The sequence below is a fragment of the Streptomyces sp. NRRL S-455 genome (assembly GCF_000717875.1).
In the GTDB taxonomy this organism is placed as follows: domain Bacteria; phylum Actinomycetota; class Actinomycetes; order Streptomycetales; family Streptomycetaceae; genus Streptomyces.
On sequence record NZ_JOCT01000027.1, the window covers coordinates 51,981 to 76,804 of the forward strand.

A 24,824-nucleotide genomic window follows, 5' to 3' on the forward strand; every position below is an offset into this window, starting at 1 on the left:
CGGTGTCGCCCGCACGCCCGTCGTTCCGGGAATTCCGACTAGGAGCTCAGGTGATCACTCCTGCCCTGTCCCCTGCCCGTGAGAGAACGGAGGCCTCGACGTCGGCCGACGAGTCGATAACCGCCTGGGCGCTGGCCGCCCGCGGTGGTGACGCCATCGCCGTCGACCGCTTCGTGAGCGCCCTGCATCGTGACGTCATCCGCTATGTCGCCCACCTGTGCGGCGATCCGCAGGCCGTGGACGATCTGGCACAGGACACGTTCCTTCGCGCGCTCGGCAGCCTGCACCGGTTCGAGGGACGTTCCTCGGCACGTTCCTGGCTGCTCGCCATCGCCCGGCGTGCGGTGGCCGACAGCCTCCGGTACACCGCCGCACGCCCCCGCCGTGCCGACCTGCCGGACTGGGAGCTGGCGGTCGAGCTCGCCCAGCCGCGCGGGCTGCCCGGCTTCGACGACGGTGTGGCCCTGCTGGAGCTGCTGGCCGGCTTGCCGGACGAGCGGCGTGAGGCGTTCGTCCTCACGCAGCTCCTCGGCATTCCGTACGCCGAGGCCGCCGAGCTGAGCGACTGCCCGGTCGGCACCGTCCGCTCCCGCGTGGCGCGTGCCCGGGCGACACTCATGTCCCTGCTCGCCGAGGCGGAGGAACCGGCGCCCGCCGTGTCACCCGCTCTGGCCGCGGCCTGAAGCGGGCTGCCCGAGCCGTCGGCGTGGGGGAGCGGACCGACCGGACTGGACCGGTCCGCCCCCGGCGCCGGGCCAGGCCCTCGCCGTGTGCCACCCGGGCAAGGCGGAGCCGGGGAGGGCTACCGCGTTCGGGAGCGCTCGCGGCCGCCGCACCGACTGCCACGCGCTGCCCCGGCACCCGCCGCGGGCCGGGCGGTCGTCCCCCTCAGTCGCCCGAGCCTCCTGCCTCCACCCCGCGCCAGAACGCGTCGACACGGGAGTTGAACACGTCCGGGACCTCCTGGAAGGGCTGATGGGCCTCACCGGGCAGTACCTCGAACTCCGCGCCAGGGATGCTCTGCGCGGCCACGCGTCCGAGGCGCGGCGGCGCGACGAGGTCGACTTCTCCGGACAGGACGAGCGTCGGCACACCGATCCGGCCCAGACGGTCGAGCGTGTCGTGGGCGGCGAACGCCGCGAGCTGGCGTTGGAAGGCCTCGGCGGACTGCGGGTGTGCGAAGGCCAGCGTCTCCTCGATGAGACGGTCGACCGTGCCGTCGGCGTGTGCGCGTGGCGTGTAGACCCACAAATAGAACGCCTCCAGCATGGCCCGCTCGCTCGGCGCGCGCTCGACCATCCAGTGCCAGAAGCGCGCTACGGCTCGGAAATAGGGTTCCGCGCGAGCCATCGTGCTCATGAGGACGAGGCTGCGGACCAGCGCCGGGTGGCGCAGCGCCACCTCCTGGGCGATGAAGCTGCCTCCTGAGAAACCGGCGACATGGGCGGCCGGAATCCCGAGCGCGTCCAGCAGCGCCGCGGCGTCGTCGGCCATCAGCGGCACGGACAGAGGCCCGTCGGGCAGCGCTGTGCGCCCGACGCCGCGGTTGTCGAACGCGGTGAGCCGGTAGCGGTCCGCGAGCCCGTCGAGCTGTGACCGCCAGACCTCGGCGGGATCCCCGAGCCCCGAGATGAGCAGGACGTCGGGTCCCTGGCCCCGGCGCTCGACCCACAGCTCGACACCGTTCGCGTCGATCATCTGTCCCATGGTCTGCCTCCGTGCCGGGAGCAGCACCCGGGCGGCGTCACTGCCGGGCCGGCTCGATGTTCTGGTTGGCGTGGAACAGGTTGTCCGGATCGTAGGTCCGCTTGATCCGCGCGAGTCTGTCGTAGTGGTCGCCGTACGTCGCCCGGACCCGGTCCTGGCCCTCGTCCGAGCCCATGAAGTTCACGTACGAGCCGCCCATCGAGTACGGGTGCAGCTCCTCCTGGTAGTCGACGCACCACTGCCTGATCGTCCCGGCGTTGGCCGGATCGGGATCGACGCCGGCGAAGACGCCCGACCAGACCGCGTCCCGGTAGCTCCACGCCGTGTCGTCAGGGGCGACCCGATGGGCGGCGCCGTCGACCGGATAGAGGTGCATCAGCGAGAGCTGAGTGGGGTTGTTCTCGCCGTACTTGAGATGGATGTCCAGGGCGGGGTCGGGGATGTGGTCGAAGAAGTCGCCGCGCCAGTACCACTGGTAGCCCGTCGGGATCAGTTCGTCGAACATCCCCTGCAGCGCGACGTAGGGCATCGGTGTCGTGAAGTGGAAGGCGGGCCGGCCGGCCTCGTGCACGATGGAGAGCGTCTCGTCGAGTCGCTCCGGATCGCCGGTGTGGCACCACACGACGCCGCACACCTTCTGCCCGTGCAGCTCCTCAGGGAAGGGCGGACCGGGCGGGACCACGAAGACGGTGAAGAAGCCGTACACCTCCTCAGGTGCCTGCGGGAGGTACTCCCGGTACCAGGCCAGCACCTCGCGGGTGTGATCCACCGGCCAGACGGTCACGCCGACCCCGACCGTGTCCACCGGGTGCAGCCGGTAGGTGAGGGAGGTCGCGATACCGAAGTTGCCGCCGCCTCCGCGCAAGGCCCAGAAAAGGTCCGGGTGTTCGTCCGCGTTCGCGGTGACGTAGCTGCCGTCGGCCAGGACCACGTCCGCGGCGATCAGATTGTCCGCGGTCAGGCCGTACCTGCGGGTGAGGTAGCCGTGTCCGCCGCCGAGGGTAAGGCCCGCGACGCCCGTCATGGAGATGATGCCCGTGGGGGTGGCGAGGCCGAAGGCGTGCGTGGCGTGGTCGAGGTCGCTGAGCAGGCTGCCGCCGCCGGCCTGGGCGGTCCTCGCGGCCGGGTCGACGTGCACCCCTCGCATCGGCGAGAGGTCGATGGTGACGCCGTCGTCCACCAGGCACAGGCCCGCACCGCTGTGTCCGCCGCCCCGTACGGCGAGTTCCAGGCCGTGGTCGCGGACGAAGGTGACCGCGGTCATGACGTCAGCGGCGTCCGCGCACCGCACGATGGCGGCGGGGCGTTTGTCGATCATCGCGTTGTAGATGCTGCGGGCCCGGTCGTACTCGGCGTCCCTCGGGGCTATGACCGGCCCTCGCAGCGTGGTCCGCATCTCTTCCAGGGTGGCGCTGTCCATGACGATCTCCTCGTGCCGCGTGACCGTGCCGTTCTCACCAGCGTCCCGCCGACCACGAGGCGACGCATGTCCGGCGGCGGCACTGCCGGTCTCCCTCCGGCCCGGCAGGACCGAACCGGGGGCACACTCAGGTGAGATTCGCTGGACTCTCTATCCAATCGCTGGACTGTTGGTCTAATGTGGGTGCTCAGTGAAAGGGGGCTCAGCCTTCATGACGACCGATCAAGCCCTGGACGCCGAACGGGACGCGATCCTCTCCGCGCTGACGCCGGTCGCCGACGGCATCGCGGCCACCTTCGGGCCGCTCTGCGAAGCCGTACTGCACGACTACCGGAACCCGGAGAAATCGGTGGTGGCCGTGGCCGGGTCGGTGACCGGGAGGACGGTGGGCGGAGTGATGAGCGAGATCGGCATGCGCGTCCTGGCCCGCGGCGACGAGGCGTCCGACGAGCTGAACTACGTCACCCGCACCAGGAGCGGCACGCTGGTGAAGTCCTCCACGATGGTGCTGCGGGACTCCACCGGAGCCGTCTTCGGCGCGCTCTGCGTGAACGTCGACGTCAGCGCCGTCAGCCAGGTCCACGGCCTGCTCGGCGCGCTCGCCGGTCTCGGCTCGGCCCCCGCGGAGCTGCCGACCACCACCTTCGGCAATGACATCGACTCCGTGGTCGACGCCCTCGTCGACGCCCACCAGTCGCGGCAGCGGGGCAGTTGGGCGGAACTCGACCGCGCGGAGCGCCTGGAGCTGTTCGGCGGACTGGACACGCGCGGTGTCTTCGCCGTACGCGGCGCGGTCGAGCAGGTCGCCGCGCGGCTCGGCATCTCCCGTGCCTCCGCCTACAACTACCTCGCCCAGGCCAGGGCCGCCCACGACGCATCGACTGGAGAGCACTCGTGACGACCACCACCCCACCGGTCACCCTCGACGACGTACGAGACGCCGCCGAGCGGCTCAGGGGCATCGCGCACCGCACGCCGGTGCTGCGCTCGCGCACCCTCGACGAACTCGTCGGTGCCGAGGTCCATCTCAAGTGCGAGAACTTCCAGCGCGTCGGCGCCTTCAAGTTCCGCGGCGCCTACAACGCCATCTCCCGCCTCACCTCCGAGCAGTTGTCCCGGGGCGTCGCCGCCTACTCCTCCGGCAACCACGCCCAGGCCGTCGCCCTGGCCGCCCGTGAGCTCGGTACCACCGCCGTGATCGTCATGCCCGAGGACGCCCCGCCGGCCAAGCGCGCGGCCACCGCCGGCTACGGAGCCGAGATCGTCGGCTACGACCGCTACACCGGCGACCGGGTCGCGATCGCCGAGGCCCTGGCCGCCGAGCGGGGTCTCAGCGTCATACCGCCCTACGAGCACCCGCACGTGATGGCCGGGCAGGGGACAGCCGCACTCGAACTGCTCGAAGAGACAGGGGAGTTGGGCGCGATACTCACGCCGATGGGGGGCGGTGGACTGATGGCCGGCAGTGCCACCGTGGCCAAGGGGCTGTACCCCGGCATCAGCATGATCGGCGTCGAACCGGAGGCCGGGGACGACACCAAGCGCTCGCTGGAGGCGGGGCGGCGCATCAGCATCCCGGTGCCGCACACCATCGCCGACGGACAGGCCCTGCACACACCCGGCGAACTCACCTTCTCCGTCAACCGGCGTCTCGTCGACGACATCGCGCTGGTCGGTGAGGACGAGATCCGGGACGCGATGCGGTTCGCCTTCGAGCGCCTGAAGATCGTCGTCGAGCCGAGCGGCGCCACCCCGCTGGCCGCGCTGCTCACCGGCCGGACGGGCCCGCTTCCGCGCCGCGTCGGCGTGATCGTCTCCGGTGGCAACATCGATGCCGGGCGCTTCGCCGAGCTCTGCGGGAGCGGACTCTGACCGGACGTCCCCGGATGGCGGTCCCGGCTGGACAGGCGGACGATTGCAAGGTAGGGACCGGCCGCCGACGGCGGTGCCCAGGGCCGCCGGGAGACCGGCCTCCGGCCGCGAGGAAACGCGGCCGGAAGGGAGCGCGTCATGCTGGAAGTGAAGACGCTCGACAAGCCGGACGAGCGGCGGGATTTCTCGCGCGGCCACCTCGAGGCCGTCCATATGACGGATCTCGACTTCGCCGTGGCGACCTTCGAGCCCGGCTGGCGCTGGTCCGAGTCCGTGGCACCGATCGTGGGCACCGACAGCTGCCAGATGCACCACAACGGCTACATCGTCCAAGGCCGCATGCACATCCGCATGGACGACGGCGGTGAGACGGAAGTCGGTCCCGGCGACGTCTTCGTCGTCTCGCCCGGCCACGACGCCTGGGTCGTGGGCGACGAACAGGTCGTGACCTACGACTTCCAGGGGCAGACGGCCAGGGAGTACGCCAAGAAGAGCTAGGACGTCGGAGGTCACACCGGGAGCAGCCGCGCCACCAGTGCGCTCAGTTGCCGGACGTTGCGGCACTCGTGCATCCCGACCAGCTCGGCGTAAGCGGGCGCGACGGAGTCGCCCGTGCCCCAGCGGGAGCGTTGCTCGGGATTCAGCCAGTGGACGCGGCGGGCCCGTTCGGTGATCTGCCGGAGGGCCGGCAGGTTCGGGTCGCTCCGGTTCGTCCGTGCGTCACCGAGGACGAGCACCGTCGTACGCGGACCGACCGCGTCCCCGAAGCGCTCCGCGAACTCGCCCAGCGCCATGCCGTAGTCGCTGCTGCCGTGATAGCCCGTGAGCGTCGCCTCCGCCTGGATGCGGGCGCCCAGCCCTTCCGGGTCGGCGGTGCCATGTTCGAGCAGCACGGTCACCTCGTCGATCCGGTTGACGAAGGCGAACACCCGCACCTTGCGGAACTGATCGTGCAGCGCCTGGACCAGCAGCATCGTGAAGTCCGAGAAGCCGGACACCGAGCCCGACACATCGCACAGCAGCACCAGTTCGGGACGGGCGGGGCGCCGTCTGCGCAGCACCGGCTTCATGGGCACCCCGCCCGTCGACAGCGAACCGCGCAAGGTCCGCCGTAGGTCGATCGTGCCCCGGGAAGCGCGACGGCGCCGGGCCGCGAGCCGGGTGGCGAGTTTGCGGGCGAGCGGCTGGACCGCCCTGCGCAGCTCGGCCAGCCGGTCCTTTCCCGCGAACAGGAAATCGACCCGGTCGGCGGTCGGGGCCACCGCCCGCCGGGCGATCTCGTCCCGGCCGCGCCGCTCGGCGACCCGGCGCCGCGCCTCCGCGGCCACGAGCGAGCGGAAGGTGTCGATACGCCGCCGGATCTCGTCCTCCAGCAGCCGGTCCGCGAACCCCGAACTCCCGCCCTGGCCCCGCACGGTGTCCCGGACCCGGGCGAGCAGGGTCTGCGGACGGAGCCGCTCGAGCGTCTGGTACGACGACCAGCCGTCCGACTCCGGCGAGGAGCCGTAGCCGCCGAATCCGTCGACCGCCTCGATCGCCAGCCGGCCCAGCAGCGCCCGGTCGTCGGCGGCCAGGGCGGCCGCCAGCCGGTCGCGCAGGTCCTCACGCCCGGCGGACCTCTCGTCGGGGCCGCCCACTCCGCGCGGGAAGTACAGGTCGAAGACCGGGTCGAACACCTGTCGTTGCCCGGTACCGTGCAGCAGCGTCGCCGCGAGCCCCTCGCGCAGCAGCTCCCGGTCCGTCAGGCCGAGCGCCTCGACCGCACGCGCCGCGTCGACCGTCTCGCCGGTGCCGATCCGGAAACCGTGCGCGCGCAGCGCCCCGACCAGGGACGTCAGCCGTTCCGCGACACCCGGCGGCGTGGTCACAGGGCGTCCAGGTCGAGCTTGGCGGTCGCCTTGAGCACGTCGTCCTGATGCTTGAGGAGCACACCGAGAGTCGACCGCACGACCGTCTCGTCCAGGGTGCCGGTGCCGAGCGCGAGCAGGGTGCGCGCCCAGTCGATGGTCTCGGCGACCGACGGCACCTTCCGCAGGTCCATCGCCCGCAGCGCGCCCACGACCCGGACCACCGAACGGGCCAGCGCCTCGTCGAGCCCCGGCACCTTCAGCCGTACGATCCGGCGCTCCAGCTCCTCGTCGGGGAAACCGATGTGCAGGAAGAGACAGCGGCGGCGCAGCGCCTCGGACAGCTCCCGGCTCGCGTTGGAGGTGAGCACGACGAAGGGGCGGCGCGTCGCGGTGATCGTACCCAGCTCGGGAACGGTCACCTGGAAGTCGCTGAGCACCTCCAGGAGCAGGCCCTCCACCTCGACGTCGGCCTTGTCGGTCTCGTCGATCAACAGCACCTTGGGGTCGTCGCCCCGGATGGCGGTCAGCAGGGGCCGTGTGAGCAGGTACTCCTCACTGAAGATGTCCGTGCGCGTCTCGTCCCATGACTCGTCACGGCCGGCGCTGATGCGCAGCAGCTGCTTGGCGTGGTTCCACTCGTACAGCGCCCGGGACTCGTCGACCCCCTCGTAGCACTGCAGGCGCACCAGCCGAGCCCCGGTGACCTCGGCGACGGCCTTGGCGAGCTCCGTCTTGCCGACCCCGGCCGGGCCCTCCACGAGGAGCGGCTTGCCGAGACGGTCGGCGAGGAAGACGGTCGTGGCGACGGCGGACGAGGCCAGATAACCGGTCTCGGCCAGACGCGCGGAGACGTCGTCGACGGATGTGAACAACGGGGCCTCCAGGTCGGCGGCGACAGGTGGCCACTATCTAAGCGCTTGTTCAGTGGAAATGTCACGGGGTTCGGGTGGCCCGCCTCGCGCCGGTGACCGGTCAGTCCTCGTTCACCAGGATCACCTCCAGCGTGCGCGGGCCGTGTACGCCCTCGACGCGGTCCAGCTCTATGTCACTGGTCGCCGACGGCCCGGAGATCCACGTCAACGGACGTGCCGGGTCGAGGCGTTCGAGGCCCTGCGGCACGGACGACACCACCTGGGAGGGGACCCGCACGACACAGATGTGGTGGTCCGGGACGAGGGTGATCCGCCGCCGGCCCTGGTCGGGCGAGCCGTCCAGCACGATCGTCCCGGTCTCCGCGATCGCGACCGCGCAGGCGGTCACCACACTGTCCGCCTCGTCGAGTTCGTGCGGCGTGCTCTCCGCCCGGTCCGCCACCCGCGTCACCCCGGTCCGCGCCAGCCACGCCGAGTCCAGCCCGGGAGGCACCAGCACCGAAGCGGCCCCGCGCTTCTCCAGCAGCCCCGCGATCAGCTCGGCCAGTCCCTCGCCGTCCGTGCGGTGCACGATCGCCCGGTAGTCCGCCAGATTCTCGGCCAGCAGATCCACCGTCTCCGCGTCACTCCGGTCGCCGTGCTCACGCAGATAGTCACGCGCCACCGCCCGCTCGTACGGCACGTCGTCCGCGGCGGTGTCCGCCAGCGCACGCCGCACCCGCCCCAGGATCCGCTCCCTGCTGTTCACTTGGCACCGCCCTTCCCGCCGCGCGTCCGCTGCCACCAGTCCCGGAACGGCTCGGCGGGCACCGGCGGCAGATCCCGGGTCCCGCTCCACGCCCGGCCGGGCCCCGGCAGCGTACGGGGATGGAAGCGCCGGGTCCGCGAGGCCGCGCGCTGCCCGGCGCGCAGCGCACCCGGGTGCGCGAACGCCCAGCGGGCCGCACGCATCGCCGCCCGCTCGGCGGCATGCCCCTTCGCCGGCCGCAGCACCACCTTGTTGCCCTGCCGCGTGGCCGCGCCGCCCTGCACGACCCGTTCCCTCAAGTGCACCAGCACTTCGGGAATGTCGATGGCGACCGGGCACACCTCGTAGCACGCCCCGCACAGCGAGGAGGCGTACGGCAGCGAGGCGTCGATCTCGCTGCCCGTGCCCCGCAGCTGCGGGCTGAGGATCGCACCGATCGGACCCGGGTACACCGAGCCGTAGGCGTGGCCGCCGGCCCGCTCGTACACCGGGCACACGTTGAGACACGCCGAGCAGCGGATGCAGCGCAGCGCCTGTCGGCCGACCTCGTCGGCGAGGGTGTCGGTGCGGCCGTTGTCCAGCAGCACCAGATGGAACGTGCTCGGCCCGTCGCCGTCCGCCGTGCCGGTCCACGTCGACGTGTACGGGTTCATGCGCTCCGCGGTCGAGGAACGCGGGAGGGTCTGCAGGAACACTTCCAGGTCCCGCCACGTCGGCACGATCTTCTCGATGCCGACGACCGAGATCAGCGTCTCGGGCAGCGTCAGGCACATCCGGCCGTTGCCCTCCGACTCCACGACCACCAGGGTGCCCGTCTCGGCGACCATGAAGTTGGCACCGGAGATGCCGACCTTGGCCCGCAGGAACTTCTCCCGCAGGTGAAGACGGGCCGCCTCGGCGAGTTCGGCCGGCGCGTCGGTGAGACCCTCGGGCGCCGGGCGGCCCCACTCCGCCATCTCCGACCGGAAGATGTCCCGGATCTCGCCCCGGTTGCGGTGGATGGCCGGGACGAGGATGTGCGAGGGCCGGTCCTTGCCCAACTGCACGATCAACTCGGCGAGATCCGTCTCGTAGGCGCTGATGCCCTCCGCCTCCAGCGCCTCGTTGAGCCCGATCTCCTGCGTCGCCATCGACTTGACCTTGACGACCTCCGACTCGCCGGTCATCTTCACCAGCCGGGTGACGATGTCGTTGGCCTCGGCGGCGTCGGCCGCCCAGTGCACGGTGCCGCCCGCGGCCGTGACCGACCCCTCCAGCTGGACGAGGTAGCGGTCGAGATGGCGCAGCGTGTGGTCCTTGATCCGCTTCCCCGCCTCACGCAGCTCGGCCCAGTCGGACACCTCCGTCACGGCCTTCGCCCGCTTGGCGCGGATGGTGTGCGTGGCGTGCCGCAGATTGCCGCGCAGGGTCGTGTTGCCCACAGCCTCCCGCGCGGCCTCCGGAAACGCCGGCATCCCGAGATACGTCCCGCTCATACGGCCGGTTCCTCCTCCGTGCTCGCCAGGATCTCCGCGATGTGCACCGGCCGCATACCGGTCCGCAGCCGGGCCATCGTCCCGCCGATGTGCATCAGGCAGGAGTTGTCGGCCGCGCACAGCACCTCGGCACCGGTCGACTCCGCGTTGCGCACCTTGTCGGCGCCCATCGCCGCCGAGACGTCGGGGTTCTTCAGGGCGAAGGTGCCCCCGAACCCGCAGCACTCGTCCGCTCCCGGCAGCTCGACCAGCTCCAGCCCCGTCACGGCCTGGAGCAGCCGCCGCGGCCGGTCGCCGAGCCCGAGTCCGCGCAGCCCGTGGCAGGTCGGGTGGTACGTCACCGTGTGCGGGTAGTACGCCCCGACGTCCGTCACGCCCAGCACATCCACCAGGAACTCCGTGAGTTCGTAGGTCTTCGGCACCACCGGCGCCAGCGTGGCCGCGAGGGTGTCACCGCGCCCCTCGGCCCGGGCCCGCTCACCCATCCGCGGATACAGCTCCCGCACCATCGCCCCGCACGACCCGGACGGCGTCACGATCGCCTCGTACTCCCCGAAGACATCGGAGAAATGCCGGGCGAGCGGCTCGGCCTCGTGGCGGTACCCGGTGTTGTAGTGCGCCTGGCCGCAGCAGGTCTGCGCCATCGGAAAGTCGACCTCGACGCCCAGCCTGGTCAGCAGTTTCACCACGGCGCGCCCCGTGTCCGGATACAGCGTGTCGTTGACACAGGTCAGGAACAGGGCGACACGCATCGCGGCTCCTTATGGTTGATCATCGGATGAGTGCAGCGTAGTCCGGGCGCAGGTCCCGGGGGAGTCCCCGTCAGCCCCCGGCGAGCCGGTCCTGCGCCGCGCGCCACCGCTCGGTCCCGCCGCGCGGCTCGTACCGGGTCAGCGGCTGCGTCCGGACGAGCAGCCCCCGCATACCCGACAGGTCACCGACCAGCCCGTGCGTCCGTGCCTGCACGAGCACGTTCCCCAGGGCCGCGGCCTCCGTCGGGCCCGCCACCACCGGCAGCCCGCAGGCGTCGGCGGTCAGCTGGCACAGCAGCGCGTTGCGCGTACCGCCGCCCACCACGTGCACCACGTCGACCGGATGTCCGGCGAGCCGCTGCGCGTCCAGGACGGCCTTGCGGTGGGCGAGGGCCAGGGAGTCGAGGATGCAACGCGTCACCTCGGCCGGCGACCCGGGCACGGGCTGGCCCGAGGCCCGGCACGCCTCGCCGATCCGCTCCGGCATCCGCCCGGGCGCGAGGAACGCCGCGTCACCCGCGTCGACCACCGACCGCAAAGCAGGCACCTTGGACGCCTCCAGCAGCAGCGCGCCCAGGTCCGGGTCGCCCCAGGCCCGCACGCACTCCTGCAGCAGCCACAACCCCATGATGTTGCGCAGATACCGGACGGTGCCGTCCAGCCCCAGCTCGTTGGTGAAGTTGGCCGCCCGGCTCTCCTCGGTCAGGACCGGCGCGTCCAGCTCGAGTCCGGCCAGGGACCACGTGCCGGTGCAGATGTAGGCGAACCGCTCACCGGACGCCGGAACGGCGGCCACGGCCGACGCGGTGTCGTGCGATCCGACGGTCGTCACCGGCACGGGACCGGCGAGCCCGGTCTCCTCCAGCACCTGGTCCCGCAGCACGCCCGCCGGATCACCGGGCTGCCGCAGCGGCGCGAACAGGCCCAGGTCGATGCCCAGCCGCGAGGCGATGCCGTACGACCAGTCACGTGTCCGGGGATCGATGAGCTGGGTGGTCGAGGCGTTGGTCAGTTCGGTGCCCTGCTCGCCGGTGAGCCAGTACGTGAGCAGATCGGGAACGAGCAACAGCCGCTCGGCACGCGACAGTTGAGTCGTACCCTGAGCCGCTGTCAGCTGGTACAGGGTGTTGAAGGGCGCGTACTGCAACCCGGTCGCCGCGTACAGCTCCTCCGCCGGGACGGCCGCCCACACCTTCTCCGCGACCCCCTCCGTGCGGGAGTCCCGGTAGTGCACGGGGTTACCGAGCAGCGCCCCGTCCGCGTCGAGCAGTCCGTAGTCCACGGCCCAACTGTCGATGCCCACGGAATCGACCTGTCCGGCCGCCCGCAGCCCGTCCAGCACCCCCGCGTACAGGGCGAGGGCGTCCCAGCGCAGACCCTCGGGCACCCGCACGGGCCGGTTCGGGAAGCGGTGGGCCTCGGTCAGCTCCAGGCTGTCGGGGCCGACGCGGCCGGCCATGACGCGTCCGCTGGACGCGCCGAGGTCGACCGCGGCGTACGACTTCACGGACCCGCTCACCGCAGGAAGGCGGCCGCGACGCCGGCGTCGACCGGGATGTGCAGCCCGGTCGTGTGGGTCAGGTCCCCGCCGGTCAGTGCGAAGACGGCGTTCGCGACGTGCTCGGGAAGCACCTCGCGCTTGAGGATGGTCCGCTGGGCGTAGAACTCACCCAGCTTCTCCTCCTCGACCCCGTACACGGCGGCCCGCTGAGCCCCCCACCCCCCGGCGAAGATCCCGGAGCCCCGCACCACACCGTCCGGGTTGATCCCGTTGACCCGGATCCCGTGCTCGCCCAGCTCGGCGGCGAGCAGCCGCACCTGGTGCGCCTGGTCGGCCTTGGTGGCCGAGTAGGCGATGTTGTTGGGCCCGGCGAACACGGCGTTCTTCGAGGCGATGTAGACGATGTCACCACCCAGCCCCTGGGCGGTCATCACCCGCGCCGCCTCCCTCGACACCAGGAAGGAGCCGCGCGCCATGATGTCGTGCTGGAGGTCCCAGTCCTTGGCCGAGGTCTCCAGCAGCGGCTTGGAGATCGAGATGCCGGCGTTGTTCACCACGAGATCGACCCCGCCGAAGGCCAGCACGGCCGCGTCGAAGGCCTCGGCGATCTGCTCCTCGGACGTGACGTCCACCGTCACGGCGACGGCCTTGTCGGACCCTCCCAGCTCCTCGGCGACAGCCTGGGCGTTGTCGCCGTTGAGGTCCGCGACGACCACACACGCCCCTTCGGCCACGAGCCGGTGCGCGATGGCCTTCCCGATCCCGCTGCCCGCACCGGTGACGAGCGCGACCCGCGTGGCCAGCGCCTTGGGCTTCGGCATCCGCTGGAGCTTGGCCTCCTCCAGCGCCCAGTACTCGATGCGGAACTTCTCGGACTCCTCGATGGGCGCGTAACGGGACACCGCCTCCGCCCCGCGCATCACATTGATGGCGTTGACGTAGAACTCCCCGGCCACCCGGGCCGTCTGCTTGTCCTTGCCGAACGAGAACATCCCCACCCCCGGGACCAGCACGATCGCCGGGTCGGCGCCGCGCATGGCGGGGGAGTCGGGCAGGGCGTGCCGCTGGTAGTAGGCGGCGTACTCCTCGCGGTACGCGGCGTGCAGTTCCTTCAGCCGGCCGACGGCCTCGTCGAGCGGAGCGGTGGGCGGCAGGTCGAGCACCAGCGGCCGCACCTTGGTGCGCAGGAAGTGGTCCGGGCAGGAGGTGCCCAGTGCGGCCAGCCGGGGGTGCTCGGCGCCGGCGAGGAAGTCGAGGACGACCTCGGAGTCGTCGAAGTGCCCGACCTGGGGGCGGTCCTGGGAGGCGAGGGCGCGCACGTACGGCGCGAGGGCGGCGGCCCGTTTCCGGCGCTCACCCGAGCTCAGCGCGGCGTACCCGTCGATCACCGGCCCGAAGGGCTCGGCCTTCCCACGTTCGGCGAGGAACTTCTCGGCGGTCCGGATGATGTGCAGCGAGTTCCGCTCGCACTCCTCGGACGTGTCGCCCCACGCGGTGATCCCGTGCCCACCGAGAATGCACCCGACGGCCTGCGGGTTGGCCTGCTTCACGGCGGCGATGTCCAGCCCGAGCTGGAACCCGGGCCGCCGCCACGGCACCCACACGACACTGTCCCCGAAACACTCGGCGGTCAGCTTCTCCCCGTCGGCGGCACAGGCGAGCGCGATCCCGGAGTCCGGGTGGAGATGATCGACGTGCGCGGCATCGACGAGCCCGTGCATGGCGGTGTCGATGGAGGGAGCGGCCCCGCCCTTCCCGTGCAGGCAGTAGTCGAACGCGGCGACCATCTCGTCCTCGCGCTCGACACCCGGGTACACGTCGACGAGCGCCCGCATCCGATCGAGCCGCAGCACGGCGAGCCCCGCCTCGGTGAGCGTGCCGAGGTCACCACCGGACCCCTTGACCCACATCAGCTCGACGTCGCCGCCGGTCACGGGGTCGGTTTCGGTACCTTTCGCGGACGCGTTGCCTCCGGCGTAGTTGGTGTTACGGGGATCGGAGCCGAGCCGATGCGACCGAGCGAGCAGAGCGGCGGCCTCGGGGTGGGGTGCCATGGCGGTTCCTTTTCAGAGGAGGGTGGGTGAGGTTCCTTAGGGGCGCGGGGCTGTATCACTGTGCGGCTCTGCCGCGTGGGCGCGACCAGCCATAGCGGCCCGCACCCCGCAGACAACAGATCTCGGCAGACGCTTACGCACCCCACCCCGCCTGCTCCCCACCAACCCGCTCGGCGACAATCGCCTCGCCCCACCCACTACGCCGGTACGCCGAAACGGGGTCGGGGTCCAGCCCCATCTCCTCGCGCACCTCACGAAGCAGCGGCCGCACATCGGTGTTGTAGGCGTCCATCAGCACGGCGTTGGCCTCCAGCACGTCACCGGACCGCTGCGCCGCACGCAGCGCGCCACCGTCGACCAGCAACGCCTTCGCCGTGGCCTCCTGCACGTTCATCACCGACCGGATGATCGCCGGGATCTTCGCCTCGATGTTGTGACACTGATCGAGCATGAACGCGACCTCGGGCGTGAACCCCCCGCCCCGCACCACCTCGTACATGATCCGGAACAACTGGAACGGATCCGCGGCCCCGACCATCAGGTCGTCGTCCGCGTAGAACCGCGAGTTGAAGTCGAACCCCCCGAGCTTCCCCTCCCGCAGCAGGGCCGCCACGATGAACTCGATGTTGGTCCCCGGCGCGTGGTGCCCGGTGTCGACGACGACCTGAGCCTTCGGCCCGAGCTTCAGGCAGTGGGCGTAGGCGGTACCCCAGTCCGGCACATCCGTCGTGTAGAACGCCGGCTCGAAGAACTTGTACTCCAGCAGCATCCGCTGTCCGTCGCCCAGCCGTTCGTAGACCTCGGCGAGCCCTTCGGCCAGCCGGTCCTGCCGCCCCCGGATGTCGTCCTGCCCCGGATAGTTCGTCCCGTCGGCGAACCACAGCTTCAGATCGCGGGACCCCGTCGCATCCATGATGTCGACGCACTCCAGCAGATGGTCCACCGCCTTGCGCCGCACCGCCGCGTCCGGGTGACAGATGCTCCCGAGCTTGTAGTCGTCGTCCTGGAAGGTGTTGGAGTTGATCGCCCCCAGCCGCACCCCACGCTGCTCGGCATGCTTCGCCAGTGCCGCGTAGTCGTCGACCTTGTCCCACGGAATGTGCAGGGCGACCGTCGGCGCCACGCCGGTGAACTCGTGCACCTTCGCCGCGTCGTCCAGCTTCTCGAACGGAGTGCGCGGCACGCCCGCCTGCGCGAACACCTTGAACCGGGTGCCCGAGTTCCCGTACGCCCAGGACGGCGTCTCGACGGCCTGTGTCTTGAGAGCGGTCTTCACCGCGGCGAGCTCGGTCACGTCTGGGCTCCTGTGACATCGGGTCATGACGACCACGGAATGAAACGATTCAGAACGCGAAGTTATGGGCCCCCCGGAGGGGTGTCAACCCCTCGGCCGACACCGTTCACTGTGACCCGCGTGTGCGCTCCGGTCCTCGAAATCTTTTCGACCGCGACCCATTGACGTGACATGCGCGGCCCGCCTAACGTCCCGGCAACCCAGTTGAAACCTTTCACGACGTCGAAAGGGCCGTCCCGCCGGCGTCGTCGAGGAGCCCCCATGACCCACCCGTCCACCACGGGTCCGGCCCCGGTTCTGGCCCTGAGGGACGTCTCCAAGTCCTTCGGCGCGGTCCGCGCCCTGCGGGACGTCTCCCTGGAGCTGTTCCCGGGGGAGGTGCATGCCCTGGCCGGTGAGAACGGCGCCGGCAAGTCGACCCTCATCAAGACGCTCGCCGGAGTGCACCGGCCGGACTCCGGCCAGGTGCTGCTCGACGGTGCGCCCGTCGCCTTCCACGGCCCCGGCGACGCCCGCGACGCCGGCATCGCCGTCATCTACCAGGAGCCCACGCTCTTCCCCGACCTGTCGATCGCCGAGAACATCTACATGGGCCGCCGGCCGCGCCGCGCCCTCGGCCGGATCGACCACAAGGCCACCCACAACGCGACCGCCGCCCTCATGAAGCGCCTCGGTGTCGAACTCGACCCCGAACGACCCGCCCGCGGTCTGTCCATCGCCGACCAGCAGATCGTCGAGATCGCCAAGGCCCTCTCCTTCGACGCCCGTGTCCTGATCATGGACGAGCCGACCGCCGCCCTCACCGGCAGCGAGGTCTCCCGCCTGTTCGGCGTCGTCCGCACCCTGCGCGAACAGGGCGCCGCCGTGCTCTTCATCTCCCACCGGCTGGAGGAGATCTTCGAGATCTGCCAGCGGGTCACCACCCTGCGCGACGGCGCCTGGGTCGGCAGCGAACCGCTGGCGGGCATGACCGAGGACGACCTGGTGCGCCGCATGGTCGGCCGCGACCTCGACGAGCTGTACCCCAAGCAGGACGTGCGGCCCGGCGAGGTCGCCCTGAGCGTGCGCCGGCTGACCCGTGAGGGCGTCTTCACCGACGTCTCCTTCGAGGTGCGGCACGGTGAGATCGTCGGACTGGCCGGACTCGTCGGCGCCGGGCGTACGGAGGTCGCCCGGGCCGTCTTCGGTATCGACCGCTGGGACGCCGGCGAGGTCGAGGTCGAGGGACGGAAGCTGACCAACGGCGCCCCGTCGACCGCCATGGCCGCGGGCCTCGCCCTGGTCCCCGAGGACCGGCGCGCCCAGGGCCTGGTGATGAACATGTCCATCGAGCGGAACATCGGGCTCACCGGACTCCGTACGACCGTGAAGGCCGGCCTGATGGACCGCGGCGCCGAGCGCAGCCGCTCCCTCGACTGGGCCGTCAGGCTCCAGGTCAAGTACGCCCGGATCGCCGACACCGTCAACACCCTGTCCGGAGGCAACCAGCAGAAGGTCGTGCTCGCCAAGTGGCTCGCCACCGGCCCCAGGGTGCTGATCGTCGACGAGCCGACCCGGGGCATCGACGTCGGCACCAAGGCCGAGGTGCACCGGCTGCTGTCCCAGCTGGCAGCCGACGGCGTGGCCGTCCTGATGATCTCCTCCGACCTGCCCGAGATCCTCGGCATGGCCGACCGCGTACTGGTGATGCACGAAGGGCGCCTCACCGCCGAGATCCCACGCTCCGACGCCACCGAGGAAACCGTGATGGCCGCAGCCACCGGGAGGTCCGCCGCATGACGGTCGTCACTCCCCAACAGGCCCCCGTGGCCGACGTGCCCAAGTCGAGCGGTACGCGGCTGGCCGACCGGGTCTTCAAGATGCGCGAACTCGCCATCCTGGTCGTCTTCCTGGTGATGATCGCCGTCACCCAGGCCGGCAACAGCGAGTTCCTGTCCGAACAGGGCATCAAGGACCTGCTGCTGAACGCGACGATCCTGGTCCTGGTCGCCACCGGCCAGTCCCTCGTGGTGATCACCAGGAACGTCGACCTGTCCGTCGGATCCACGCTCGGCATCAGCGCGTTCGCCGCCGGCACCTACCTCCAGGGCGGCGGCGGCCCGGTCGTGGCGATCGCCCTGGCGGTGCTGCTCGGCATCGGCTTCGGCCTGCTCAACGGACTGCTCGTCAGCCTCGGCCAGGTGCCCGCGCTCGTCGTCACCCTCGGCACGCTGTACATCATCCGCGGCATCGACTCCATCTGGGTCGGCTCCCGCCAGATCACCGCGGCCGACCTGCCCGGCGGGTTCGTCGACTTCGGATCCGGTGGCATCTCGGCTGTGCCGTACCTGGCGCTGATCGCCCTGGCGGTGCTGGTCGCGACCGCGTACTACCTCAAGCACTTCGGCAGCGGGCGCGAACTCTACGCGCTCGGCTCCAACCCCGAGGCCGCCCGCCTCGCCGGTATCCCCGTCCGCAAGCGGACCCTCACCGCGTACACCTTCTGCGGCGCCCTCGCCGGGCTCGCCGGCGCGATGTACCTCGCCCGGTTCGGCAACGTCGACTCGGGCACCGGCAACGGTTACGAACTCACCGTCGTCAGCGCCGTCGTGGTCGGCGGTGTCGTCTTCACCGGCGGCTCCGGCAGCGTCTACGGCGCGGCCCTCGGAGCGCTGCTGCTGACCTCCATCAACAGCGTGCTGCCCGCCCTCGGCGTCAGCTCCGTCTGGGTGCTCGCCATCAACGGCATCCTGCTCATCCTCGCCATCGCGGTCGACCGGGTCGTCGCGCTGCGGGTGGCCTCCGCCCTGAAGAAGAGGAACGCCCGCCATGGCTGACATCTCCCTGAGCCGAGCGGTCCGCTGGGACACGGTGGTCGGCGCTCTCCTCATCGTCGTCCTGCTGTTCTCCTTCGGCTTCGTCGACGGGTTCGGCAACGCGCTCAACCTGTCCTTCCTGATCGGGAACACGCTGCCGATCGCGCTCATCGCGCTGCCGATGACCCTGCTGGTCGTCTCCGGGGAGATCGACCTGTCGGTGGCGTCCACGGCCGGCCTGTCCGGTGCCGTGATGGGCGCGCTGTGGAACCAGGGCATGGCCATCGAGACGATCATTCCGATCTGCCTGCTGCTGGGGGTGGTGTGCGGGCTGATCAACGGGTTGCTGGTGACCGGGCTGGGACTGCCGTCCCTCGCCGTCACGATCGGCACGCTCGCGGCCTACCGGGGTGTCGCGCAGATCGTGCTCGGGTCCGACGCGGTGACCGACTTTCCCTCGCAGTACCTGGACTTCGCGGCCGGACGCCTCGGTGACACGTTCATTCCGTACGCCTTCCTGCCGTTCCTGGTGCTGCTCGCCATCGCGGTGGTCGCGCTGCACGCGACGCCGTTCGGGCGGTCGCTGTTCGCGATCGGGGCGAGCGAGGAGGCGGCGCGGTTCGCCGGGATCCGGGTGAAGCGGCAGAAGCTGATCCTGTTCACGGTGACCGGGCTGATGGCTTCTCTGACCGGCGTCTTCTGGGCTCTTCACTACGCCAGCGCGCGGTACGACAACGCCACCGGCCTGGAACTGTCCGTCGTGGCCGCCGTGTTGCTCGGCGGTATCGACTTCGACGGCGGCAAGGGCACGCTGGGCGGTGCGATCGCCGGGGTGTTCCTGCTCGGTGCGCTCCAGAACGTGATGAGCCTGCAGGACGTCTCCGCGCAGTCGCAGATCGTCGTCACCGGTGTGTTGCTCGTGCTTTCCGTGCTCGGGCCGCGGGTGGCTCGGCAGATCGCCGTTGTGCGCGCGCAATCTCCTGGCTGAAGGTCGCCTGTGGTTGATCGCGCCCACGCGGCGGAGCCGCATATCGACACAGCCCCGCGCCCCTGAAAGACGGGGCGCATCCCTCAACCTCGTTCAAAGGAAACCGTCATGCGTAGGACGACCCTTCGCCGCAGCTGCGCGGCGCTCGCCACCGCCACATCCCTCGCCCTGGCGCTCACCGCCTGCGGCGGCACGACCAAGAAGGACGTGGCGAACGAGGGCGGGTCCGCCGCCACCGCCGGCAAGGCCGACCCGAACGCCGAGCTGAAGAAGGGACTGACCGTCGGGTTCCTGCCCAAGCAGGTCAACAACCCGTACTTCACCTCCGCCGACAAGGGCGGCGAGAAGGCCCTGAAGGAGCTGGGCTCCAGCTACAAGGAGGTCGGCCCGTCCAGCGCCACCGACACCTCCGGCCAGGTCAGTTACGTCAACACGCTCACCCAGCAGCAGGTCGACGCCATGGCCGTCTCCGCGCAGGACCCCGGCGCCCTGTGCACCGCGCTCAAGCAGGCCATGAAGAACGGCATCAAGGTCGTCACCTACGACTCCGACACCAAGCCCGACTGCCGCAACGCCTTCGTCTCGCAGGCCTCCGCCGAGGACCTGGGCCGTACCGAGGTGCAGCTGCTCGCCGAGCAGATCGACCACAAGGGCGAGATCGCGATCCTGTCCGCCGCGCAGACCGCGACGAACCAGAACACCTGGATCGACTTCATGAAGGACGAGCTGAAGAAGCCCGAGTACAAGAACATGAAGCTGGTGAAGGTCGCGTACGGCAACGACGACGCCCAGCAGTCCTTCCAGCAGACCCAGGGCCTGCTCCAGGAGTACCCGAACCTGAAGGGCATCATCTCCCCGACCACGGTCGGCATCAAGGCCGCCGCCCAGTACCTGTCGGGCTCCAAGTACAAGGGCAAGGTCAAGCTGACCGGTCTCGGAACCCCCAACGACATGCGCAAGTACGTCAAGAACGGCACCGTCGAGGCGTTCGAGCTGTGGGACCCGGCGAAGCTGGGCGAGCTGGCCGCGCGGACCGCGGTCGCGCTGTCCTCCGGGCAGATCACCGGCAAGGAGGGCGAGGCCTTCAAGGCCGGCTCCATGGGCGAGTACACCATCGGCAAGGACGGCGTGATCAGCCTCGGCAAGCCGACCGTGTTCGACGCGAAGAACATCGACCAGTTCAACTTCTAGGCTCTGGAGGGTTGTTGATGCAGCGCGTGTGCTTCCTGCTGAAGGTCAGGGCGGACCGGCTCGACGGGTACCGCGAGCGGCACGCCGAGGTGTGGCCCGAGATGCTCCGGGCGCTCTCGGAGACCGGCTGGCACAACTACTCGCTCTTCCTGCGCGAGGACGGACTGCTCGTCGGCTACCTGGAGACCGAGGACTTCGCGGCCGCCCGGGCCGGGATGGAAGCCAACGACGTCAACGCCCGCTGGCAGGCGGAGATGGCGCCGTTCTTCGAGTCGCTGGACGGCGCCCGGCCCGACGAGGCCATGAAACCGCTCACCGAAGTGTTCCACCTCGCATGACGATGGAGTCCACGAGATGCACAGACGTACGTTGCTGGCCGCCGCCCTCGCCGGAGCCGCGGTGACCCCGGCGCTCGCCTCCGGCACCGCGCGGGCCGCCGGCCCCGGCCCCTCCGTCACCCGGACCGGCACCACCACCCTCGACCGCCAGGCCATCTTCTTCGTCTCGTACGACGGGCTGGTCAACAACAACGCGTTCCAGAAGAACGGCCTGCTGACGTACAAGGGCTACCAGTACGCCGTCTGGTACACCGCCGACCGCAACGCCGTCGTCGGACGCCGTGCCCTCGGCGCAGGCACCTGGTCGACCGTGAAGGTCGGGCACACCCTGCGCTACGACGACTCCCACAACGTCATCTCCATGGGTGTCTCCAAGGTGGACGGCCGCCTCCACCTCAACATGGACTCCCACAGCGACGGCTTCACCTACGTCAAGTCGGTCGCCGGGCTCATGGACGACCCCGGTGGACTGAGCTGGACCGCCGGCCGCTTCGGGGCGCCCCAGTCGACGCTGGACGGCCTGGCGCCGACCTCGCAGTTCACCTACCCGCAGTTCGTTTCCACGCCCGAGGGCAAGCTCCAGTTGAGCTACCGCGTCGCCGTCTCCGGCAACGGGCGGAACGCGCTCGCCGAGTACGACGGCACCAAGTGGACCAACCTGGGGGAGTGGTCCGGCTCCACCGGCACCTACACCAGCGAGCACGGCTCCTCCACCGCCCGCAACATGTACCTGCACGGCATCGACTACGACCGGAACGGCCGGCTGCACTCCTTCTTCACCTGGCGCGAGCAGAACGGCGCCGTGATGTGCGACAGCGGCGGCATCACCAACCACGACACCGGCTACGTCTACTCCGACGACCGCGGCCGCACCTGGCGCAACGACGCGGGTGCCGTCGTCGGCGTCACGGGCGGCTCCGACAAGGTCTCCGTGAACGATGCCGGCCTGGTCGTGGATCCGCTCAACCCGGACCACTCCCTGATGAACCAGGAGAGCCAGTTCACCGACTCCGCCGGCCGGCCGCACGCGATCATCTCCTACGTCCCCGGCCGCTTCGGGCAGTGCACCACCGACTACGTGGCCGACCGGACTCGCAACGGCCGCGCGTTCCACGTCCGGAAGAACACCTCCGGCACCTGGCAGAAGACCGAGATCCCGGTCCCGCTCGGCTCCAGCCAGCGCACCAAGCTGATCCTGGACAAGTACGACAACGCCTACGCGGTCCTCCCCTTCGGGAGGATCGCCGCCGCCTCCGCCGCCTCCGGGTACACGGACTGGAAGCTCCTGTTCGACGGCAACGGCCTCAATGCCTTCGGCGAGGTCGTCATCGACGAGACACGCGTCGCCCAGGACGGGGTGCTGTCCTTCATGTACCAGGAGAAATCCAGCGGTACGACACCCTCGGCACTCCATGTGACCGACTTCCGCCTGCCCGCCTGACCGGATCCGGTCGCCGGGGCGGCGTGCCGGTAATGTGAAGCCGCCCCGCCCGCCGCCCCCTCGTACTCCCCTGGAGGTCCCTGCCCGATGGTCCAGTCGGTGGGTATCAAGGACGTCGCCCGCGCCGCCGGAGTCTCCGTCGGCACGGTCTCGAACGTGATCAACCGTCCGGACACGGTCGCCACCGAGACCCGGGCGCGCGTGCAGTCCGCGATAGACCGGCTCGGCTACGTCCGCAGCGAGTCCGCGCGCCAGCTGCGCGCGGGCCGCAGCCGGATCATGGGGCTGCTCGTCCTCGACATGGGCAACCCCTTCTTCGTCGACGTCGCGCGCGGCGCCGAACGCGCCGCACGCCAGGCCGGGCTCGGCGTGATGGTCTGCAACAGTGCCCAGAACCCGGGCGAGGAAGCCGAGTACCTGTCGCTCTTCGCCGAGCAGCGCGTGCGCGGCGTGCTGCTCACACCGGCCGACGCGACGGGCCGCAACATCGAGGCGTTCCGCCGGCACGGCATCCCGTTCGTCCTGGTCGACCGCGTCGCCGAGGGCACCACCGAGTGCTCGGTCTCCGTCGACGACGTCGCGGGCGGCGCCCTCGCGGTACGCCACCTCGTCGACGCCGGGCACCGCTCCATCGCCTACGTCAGCGGCCCGCCCGGCCTGAACCAGGTCCGTGACCGGCGCACCGGCGCCCTCGAAGCGCTCGCCGAGGCCGGACTGGGGCCCGACGCGCTGCGCGAGCTGCCCACCGAAAGGCTGGACGTCGCCGCCGGCCGCGACGCGGGTGCCCGCCTCCTCGGCCTCGCCGACCGGCCGACCGCCGTGTTCTGCGCCAACGACCTGCTCGCACTCGGCGTCCTGCAGGCCATGTACGCGGCCGGTGTCGGCGTCCCCGACGACCTCGCCATCGTCGGCTACGACGACATCGAGTTCGCCGCCGCCGCGGCCGTCCCGCTCACCTCGGTCCGGCAGCCCGCCGTCACCATGGGCGCCATGGCCGCCGACCTGCTCCTGGAGGAGACGGAGGAGGAAGGCACCGCCCGCCCGCACGAGCACCGCAGGGTCGTCCTCCAGCCCGAGCTCGTGGTCCGCCGCTCCAGCCTGTCCGCCCGCTAGAGCTGAACCACCGTTCAGCAAGGTTTCATGATCGAAGGGCTCACGAGCGGGAGATCCCTGTGATGAACTGGGACGCGGTCCGAAAATCCGTCCGTCCCGGGAGCCCTGTTGACCTCCAGCTACCGCCAGCCCGGAGTCGTCCTCACCGACCGCCGCTTCACCGTCCCCCTCGACCACGGCCGGCCCGAGGGCGAGACCATCGAGCTGTACGCCCGTGAGGTCGTCGCGAGCGACAGGGCGCACCATGAGCTGCCGTGGCTGCTCTACCTCCAGGGCGGCCCGGGCTTCGGTGCGGACCGGTCCGTCGGCCGGCCGGGCTGGCTCGGCAGGGCCCTGAAGGAGTACCGCGTCCTGCTCCTCGACCAGCGCGGCACCGGCCACAGCACGCCCGCCAACCGCCAGACGCTCCCGCTGCGCGGCGGACCCGCCGAGCAGGCCGACTACCTCACGCACTTCCGGGCCGACTCGATCGTCCGCGACTGCGAGGTCATCCGCGCGGAGGTCACCGGCGGCGAGCCGTGGACCGTCCTCGGCCAGAGCTTCGGCGGCTTCTGCCTGACCACCTACCTGTCCCTCGCGCCCGAGGGCCTGGCCACCGCCGTGATCACCGGCGGGCTGCCCTCCCTCGACGCCCACGCCGACGACGTCTACCGGGCCGCCTTCCCGCGGATCGAACGCAAGGTCACCGCCCACTACGCCCGCTACCCGCAGGACGCCGAACGCGCCCGCCGCATCGCCGACCACCTGCTCACCCACGACGTGGTCCTGCCGGGCGGCTACCGGCTCACCGCCGAGGCCTTCCAGTCCCTCGGCATCGTCCTCGGCACCGGCGACGGCACCCACCGTCTGCACTACCTCCTGGAGAACGCCTTCGTCCGCACCCCGCAGGGCCTCACGCTCTCCGACGCGTTCCTGGAGCAGGCCCAGGGCATGCTCTCCTACGCCCGCCACCCGCTGTACGCCCTGATCCACGAGTCGATCTACGGCCAGGACACCCGCCCCACCGCCTGGTCGGCCGAGCGGGTCCGCGCCGAGTTCCCGCAGTTCGACGCAGCGAAGGCGCTCGCCGGTGACGAGCCGCTGCTGTTCACGGGCGAGTCGGTCCACCCCTGGATGTTCGACTGCGACCCGGCCCTGCGCCCCCTGCGGGAGACCGCCGAGCTGCTCGCCGCCCGCACCGACTGGGCACCCCTGTACGACCGGGCTCGCCTCGCCGCGAACGACGTACCGGTGGCCGCCGCCGTCTACCACGACGACATGTACGTCGACACGGCCCACTCCCTGCGGACCGCCCGTACGATCCGCGGACTGCGCACCTGGATCACGGACGAGTTCGAGCACGACGGCGTCCGCACCGGTGGCGCCCGGGTCCTCGACCGGCTGCTGGCGCTGGCGCGGAACGAGGCGTGACAC

Annotated in this window: 22 protein-coding genes; 12 read left to right on the top strand and 10 right to left on the bottom strand. The window is 70.8% G+C overall.

The annotated features are described in order from the left end of the window. Positions 1 to 50: 50 nt before the first annotated feature. The gene (locus IE97_RS0130465) at positions 51 to 683 is read left to right on the top strand and encodes a sigma-70 family RNA polymerase sigma factor (RefSeq protein WP_030247527.1); all 633 of its coding nucleotides are present in this window, start codon (positions 51 to 53) and stop codon (positions 681 to 683) included. A 205-nt stretch (positions 684 to 888) separates the two neighbouring features. Here IE97_RS0130465 and IE97_RS0130470 read toward each other — a convergent pair whose 3' ends face one another. Both IE97_RS0130470 and IE97_RS0130475 read right to left on the bottom strand, forming a co-directional pair. Then, the gene (locus IE97_RS0130470; RefSeq protein ID WP_030247529.1) at positions 889 to 1,707 is read right to left on the bottom strand and encodes an alpha/beta fold hydrolase; all 819 of its coding nucleotides are present in this window, start codon (positions 1,705 to 1,707) and stop codon (positions 889 to 891) included. Between the two features lie 37 nt (positions 1,708 to 1,744). Continuing rightward, on the bottom strand, positions 1,745 to 3,127 hold the full coding sequence (locus IE97_RS0130475) for an FAD-binding oxidoreductase (RefSeq protein ID WP_030247531.1): 1,383 nt from the start codon (positions 3,125 to 3,127) through the stop codon (positions 1,745 to 1,747). A gap of 211 nt (positions 3,128 to 3,338) precedes the next feature. Between IE97_RS0130475 and IE97_RS0130480 the strand changes: the two genes are divergently transcribed. From IE97_RS0130480 to IE97_RS0130490, 3 genes are all read left to right on the top strand, one after another. Then, positions 3,339 to 4,025, top strand: coding sequence for a helix-turn-helix transcriptional regulator (locus IE97_RS0130480; RefSeq protein ID WP_030247532.1), 687 nt, complete (start codon positions 3,339 to 3,341; stop codon positions 4,023 to 4,025). After that, entirely contained in the window at positions 4,022 to 4,999 is a 978-nt protein-coding gene (locus tag IE97_RS0130485; protein ID WP_030247533.1) for a pyridoxal-phosphate dependent enzyme, read from the top strand. The genes IE97_RS0130480 and IE97_RS0130485 overlap by 4 nt, the downstream gene beginning before the upstream one ends. A gap of 138 nt (positions 5,000 to 5,137) precedes the next feature. Beyond that, entirely contained in the window at positions 5,138 to 5,497 is a 360-nt protein-coding gene (locus IE97_RS0130490) for a cupin domain-containing protein (protein WP_030247536.1), read from the top strand. 11 nt (positions 5,498 to 5,508) lie between these two features. Here IE97_RS0130490 and IE97_RS0130495 read toward each other — a convergent pair whose 3' ends face one another. The 8 genes from IE97_RS0130495 to rhaI form a co-directional block, all read right to left on the bottom strand. Beyond that, complete coding sequence (locus IE97_RS0130495; RefSeq protein WP_030247538.1) at positions 5,509 to 6,867, bottom strand: vWA domain-containing protein; 1,359 nt, start codon at positions 6,865 to 6,867, stop codon at positions 5,509 to 5,511. After that, positions 6,864 to 7,721 carry an AAA family ATPase gene (locus tag IE97_RS0130500; protein WP_030247541.1) on the bottom strand — a complete coding sequence of 286 codons (858 nt, stop codon included), beginning with the start codon at positions 7,719 to 7,721 and terminating at the stop codon, positions 6,864 to 6,866. The genes IE97_RS0130495 and IE97_RS0130500 overlap by 4 nt, the downstream gene beginning before the upstream one ends. A gap of 100 nt (positions 7,722 to 7,821) precedes the next feature. Beyond that, the gene (locus tag IE97_RS0130505) at positions 7,822 to 8,469 is read right to left on the bottom strand and encodes a LutC/YkgG family protein (protein WP_030247543.1); all 648 of its coding nucleotides are present in this window, start codon (positions 8,467 to 8,469) and stop codon (positions 7,822 to 7,824) included. After that, positions 8,466 to 9,944: a lactate utilization protein B gene (locus IE97_RS0130510; RefSeq protein WP_030247545.1), complete on the bottom strand. Its 1,479-nt coding sequence runs from the start codon at positions 9,942 to 9,944 to the stop codon at positions 8,466 to 8,468. Before IE97_RS0130510 ends, IE97_RS0130505 begins: the two co-directional genes overlap by 4 nt. Beyond that, a complete protein-coding gene (locus IE97_RS0130515) occupies positions 9,941 to 10,696 on the bottom strand; it encodes a (Fe-S)-binding protein (RefSeq protein ID WP_030247547.1) in 756 nt (251 codons plus the stop codon). The genes IE97_RS0130510 and IE97_RS0130515 overlap by 4 nt, the downstream gene beginning before the upstream one ends. A gap of 70 nt (positions 10,697 to 10,766) precedes the next feature. Then, on the bottom strand, positions 10,767 to 12,215 hold the full coding sequence (locus IE97_RS0130520) for a rhamnulokinase (RefSeq protein WP_030247549.1): 1,449 nt from the start codon (positions 12,213 to 12,215) through the stop codon (positions 10,767 to 10,769). Beyond that, entirely contained in the window at positions 12,212 to 14,251 is a 2,040-nt protein-coding gene (locus IE97_RS0130525; protein WP_030247551.1) for a bifunctional rhamnulose-1-phosphate aldolase/short-chain dehydrogenase, read from the bottom strand. Before IE97_RS0130525 ends, IE97_RS0130520 begins: the two co-directional genes overlap by 4 nt. A 133-nt stretch (positions 14,252 to 14,384) precedes the next feature. Next, on the bottom strand, positions 14,385 to 15,545 hold the full coding sequence (rhaI, locus tag IE97_RS0130530; RefSeq protein WP_030247554.1) for an L-rhamnose isomerase: 1,161 nt from the start codon (positions 15,543 to 15,545) through the stop codon (positions 14,385 to 14,387). 261 nt (positions 15,546 to 15,806) lie between these two features. Here rhaI and IE97_RS0130535 point away from each other — a divergent pair, with 261 nt between their 5' ends. The 8 genes from IE97_RS0130535 (at position 15,807) to IE97_RS0130570 (ending at position 24,821) form a co-directional block, all read left to right on the top strand. Beyond that, positions 15,807 to 17,324, top strand: coding sequence for a sugar ABC transporter ATP-binding protein (locus IE97_RS0130535; RefSeq protein WP_030247556.1), 1,518 nt, complete (start codon positions 15,807 to 15,809; stop codon positions 17,322 to 17,324). Then, positions 17,321 to 18,361 (top strand): ABC transporter permease, encoded by a 1,041-nt coding sequence (locus tag IE97_RS0130540; RefSeq protein WP_030247557.1) that lies wholly within the window; start codon positions 17,321 to 17,323, stop codon positions 18,359 to 18,361. The genes IE97_RS0130535 and IE97_RS0130540 overlap by 4 nt, the downstream gene beginning before the upstream one ends. After that, positions 18,354 to 19,328, top strand: a complete 975-nt coding sequence (locus tag IE97_RS0130545; RefSeq protein WP_030247560.1) for an ABC transporter permease — start codon at positions 18,354 to 18,356, stop codon at positions 19,326 to 19,328. Before IE97_RS0130540 ends, IE97_RS0130545 begins: the two co-directional genes overlap by 8 nt. A 108-nt stretch (positions 19,329 to 19,436) precedes the next feature. Next, positions 19,437 to 20,519: a rhamnose ABC transporter substrate-binding protein gene (gene rhaS / locus IE97_RS0130550; RefSeq protein WP_030247562.1), complete on the top strand. Its 1,083-nt coding sequence runs from the start codon at positions 19,437 to 19,439 to the stop codon at positions 20,517 to 20,519. A 17-nt stretch (positions 20,520 to 20,536) separates the two neighbouring features. After that, positions 20,537 to 20,857 carry an L-rhamnose mutarotase gene (locus tag IE97_RS0130555; RefSeq protein WP_030247564.1) on the top strand — a complete coding sequence of 107 codons (321 nt, stop codon included), beginning with the start codon at positions 20,537 to 20,539 and terminating at the stop codon, positions 20,855 to 20,857. 16 nt (positions 20,858 to 20,873) lie between these two features. After that, positions 20,874 to 22,298, top strand: a complete 1,425-nt coding sequence (locus tag IE97_RS0130560; RefSeq protein ID WP_030247567.1) for a BNR repeat-containing protein — start codon at positions 20,874 to 20,876, stop codon at positions 22,296 to 22,298. 87 nt (positions 22,299 to 22,385) lie between these two features. After that, positions 22,386 to 23,411 carry a LacI family DNA-binding transcriptional regulator gene (locus tag IE97_RS0130565; protein WP_030247569.1) on the top strand — a complete coding sequence of 342 codons (1,026 nt, stop codon included), beginning with the start codon at positions 22,386 to 22,388 and terminating at the stop codon, positions 23,409 to 23,411. 108 nt (positions 23,412 to 23,519) lie between these two features. Further along, entirely contained in the window at positions 23,520 to 24,821 is a 1,302-nt protein-coding gene (locus tag IE97_RS0130570) for an alpha/beta fold hydrolase (protein WP_030247571.1), read from the top strand. Positions 24,822 to 24,824 lie beyond the last annotated feature (3 nt).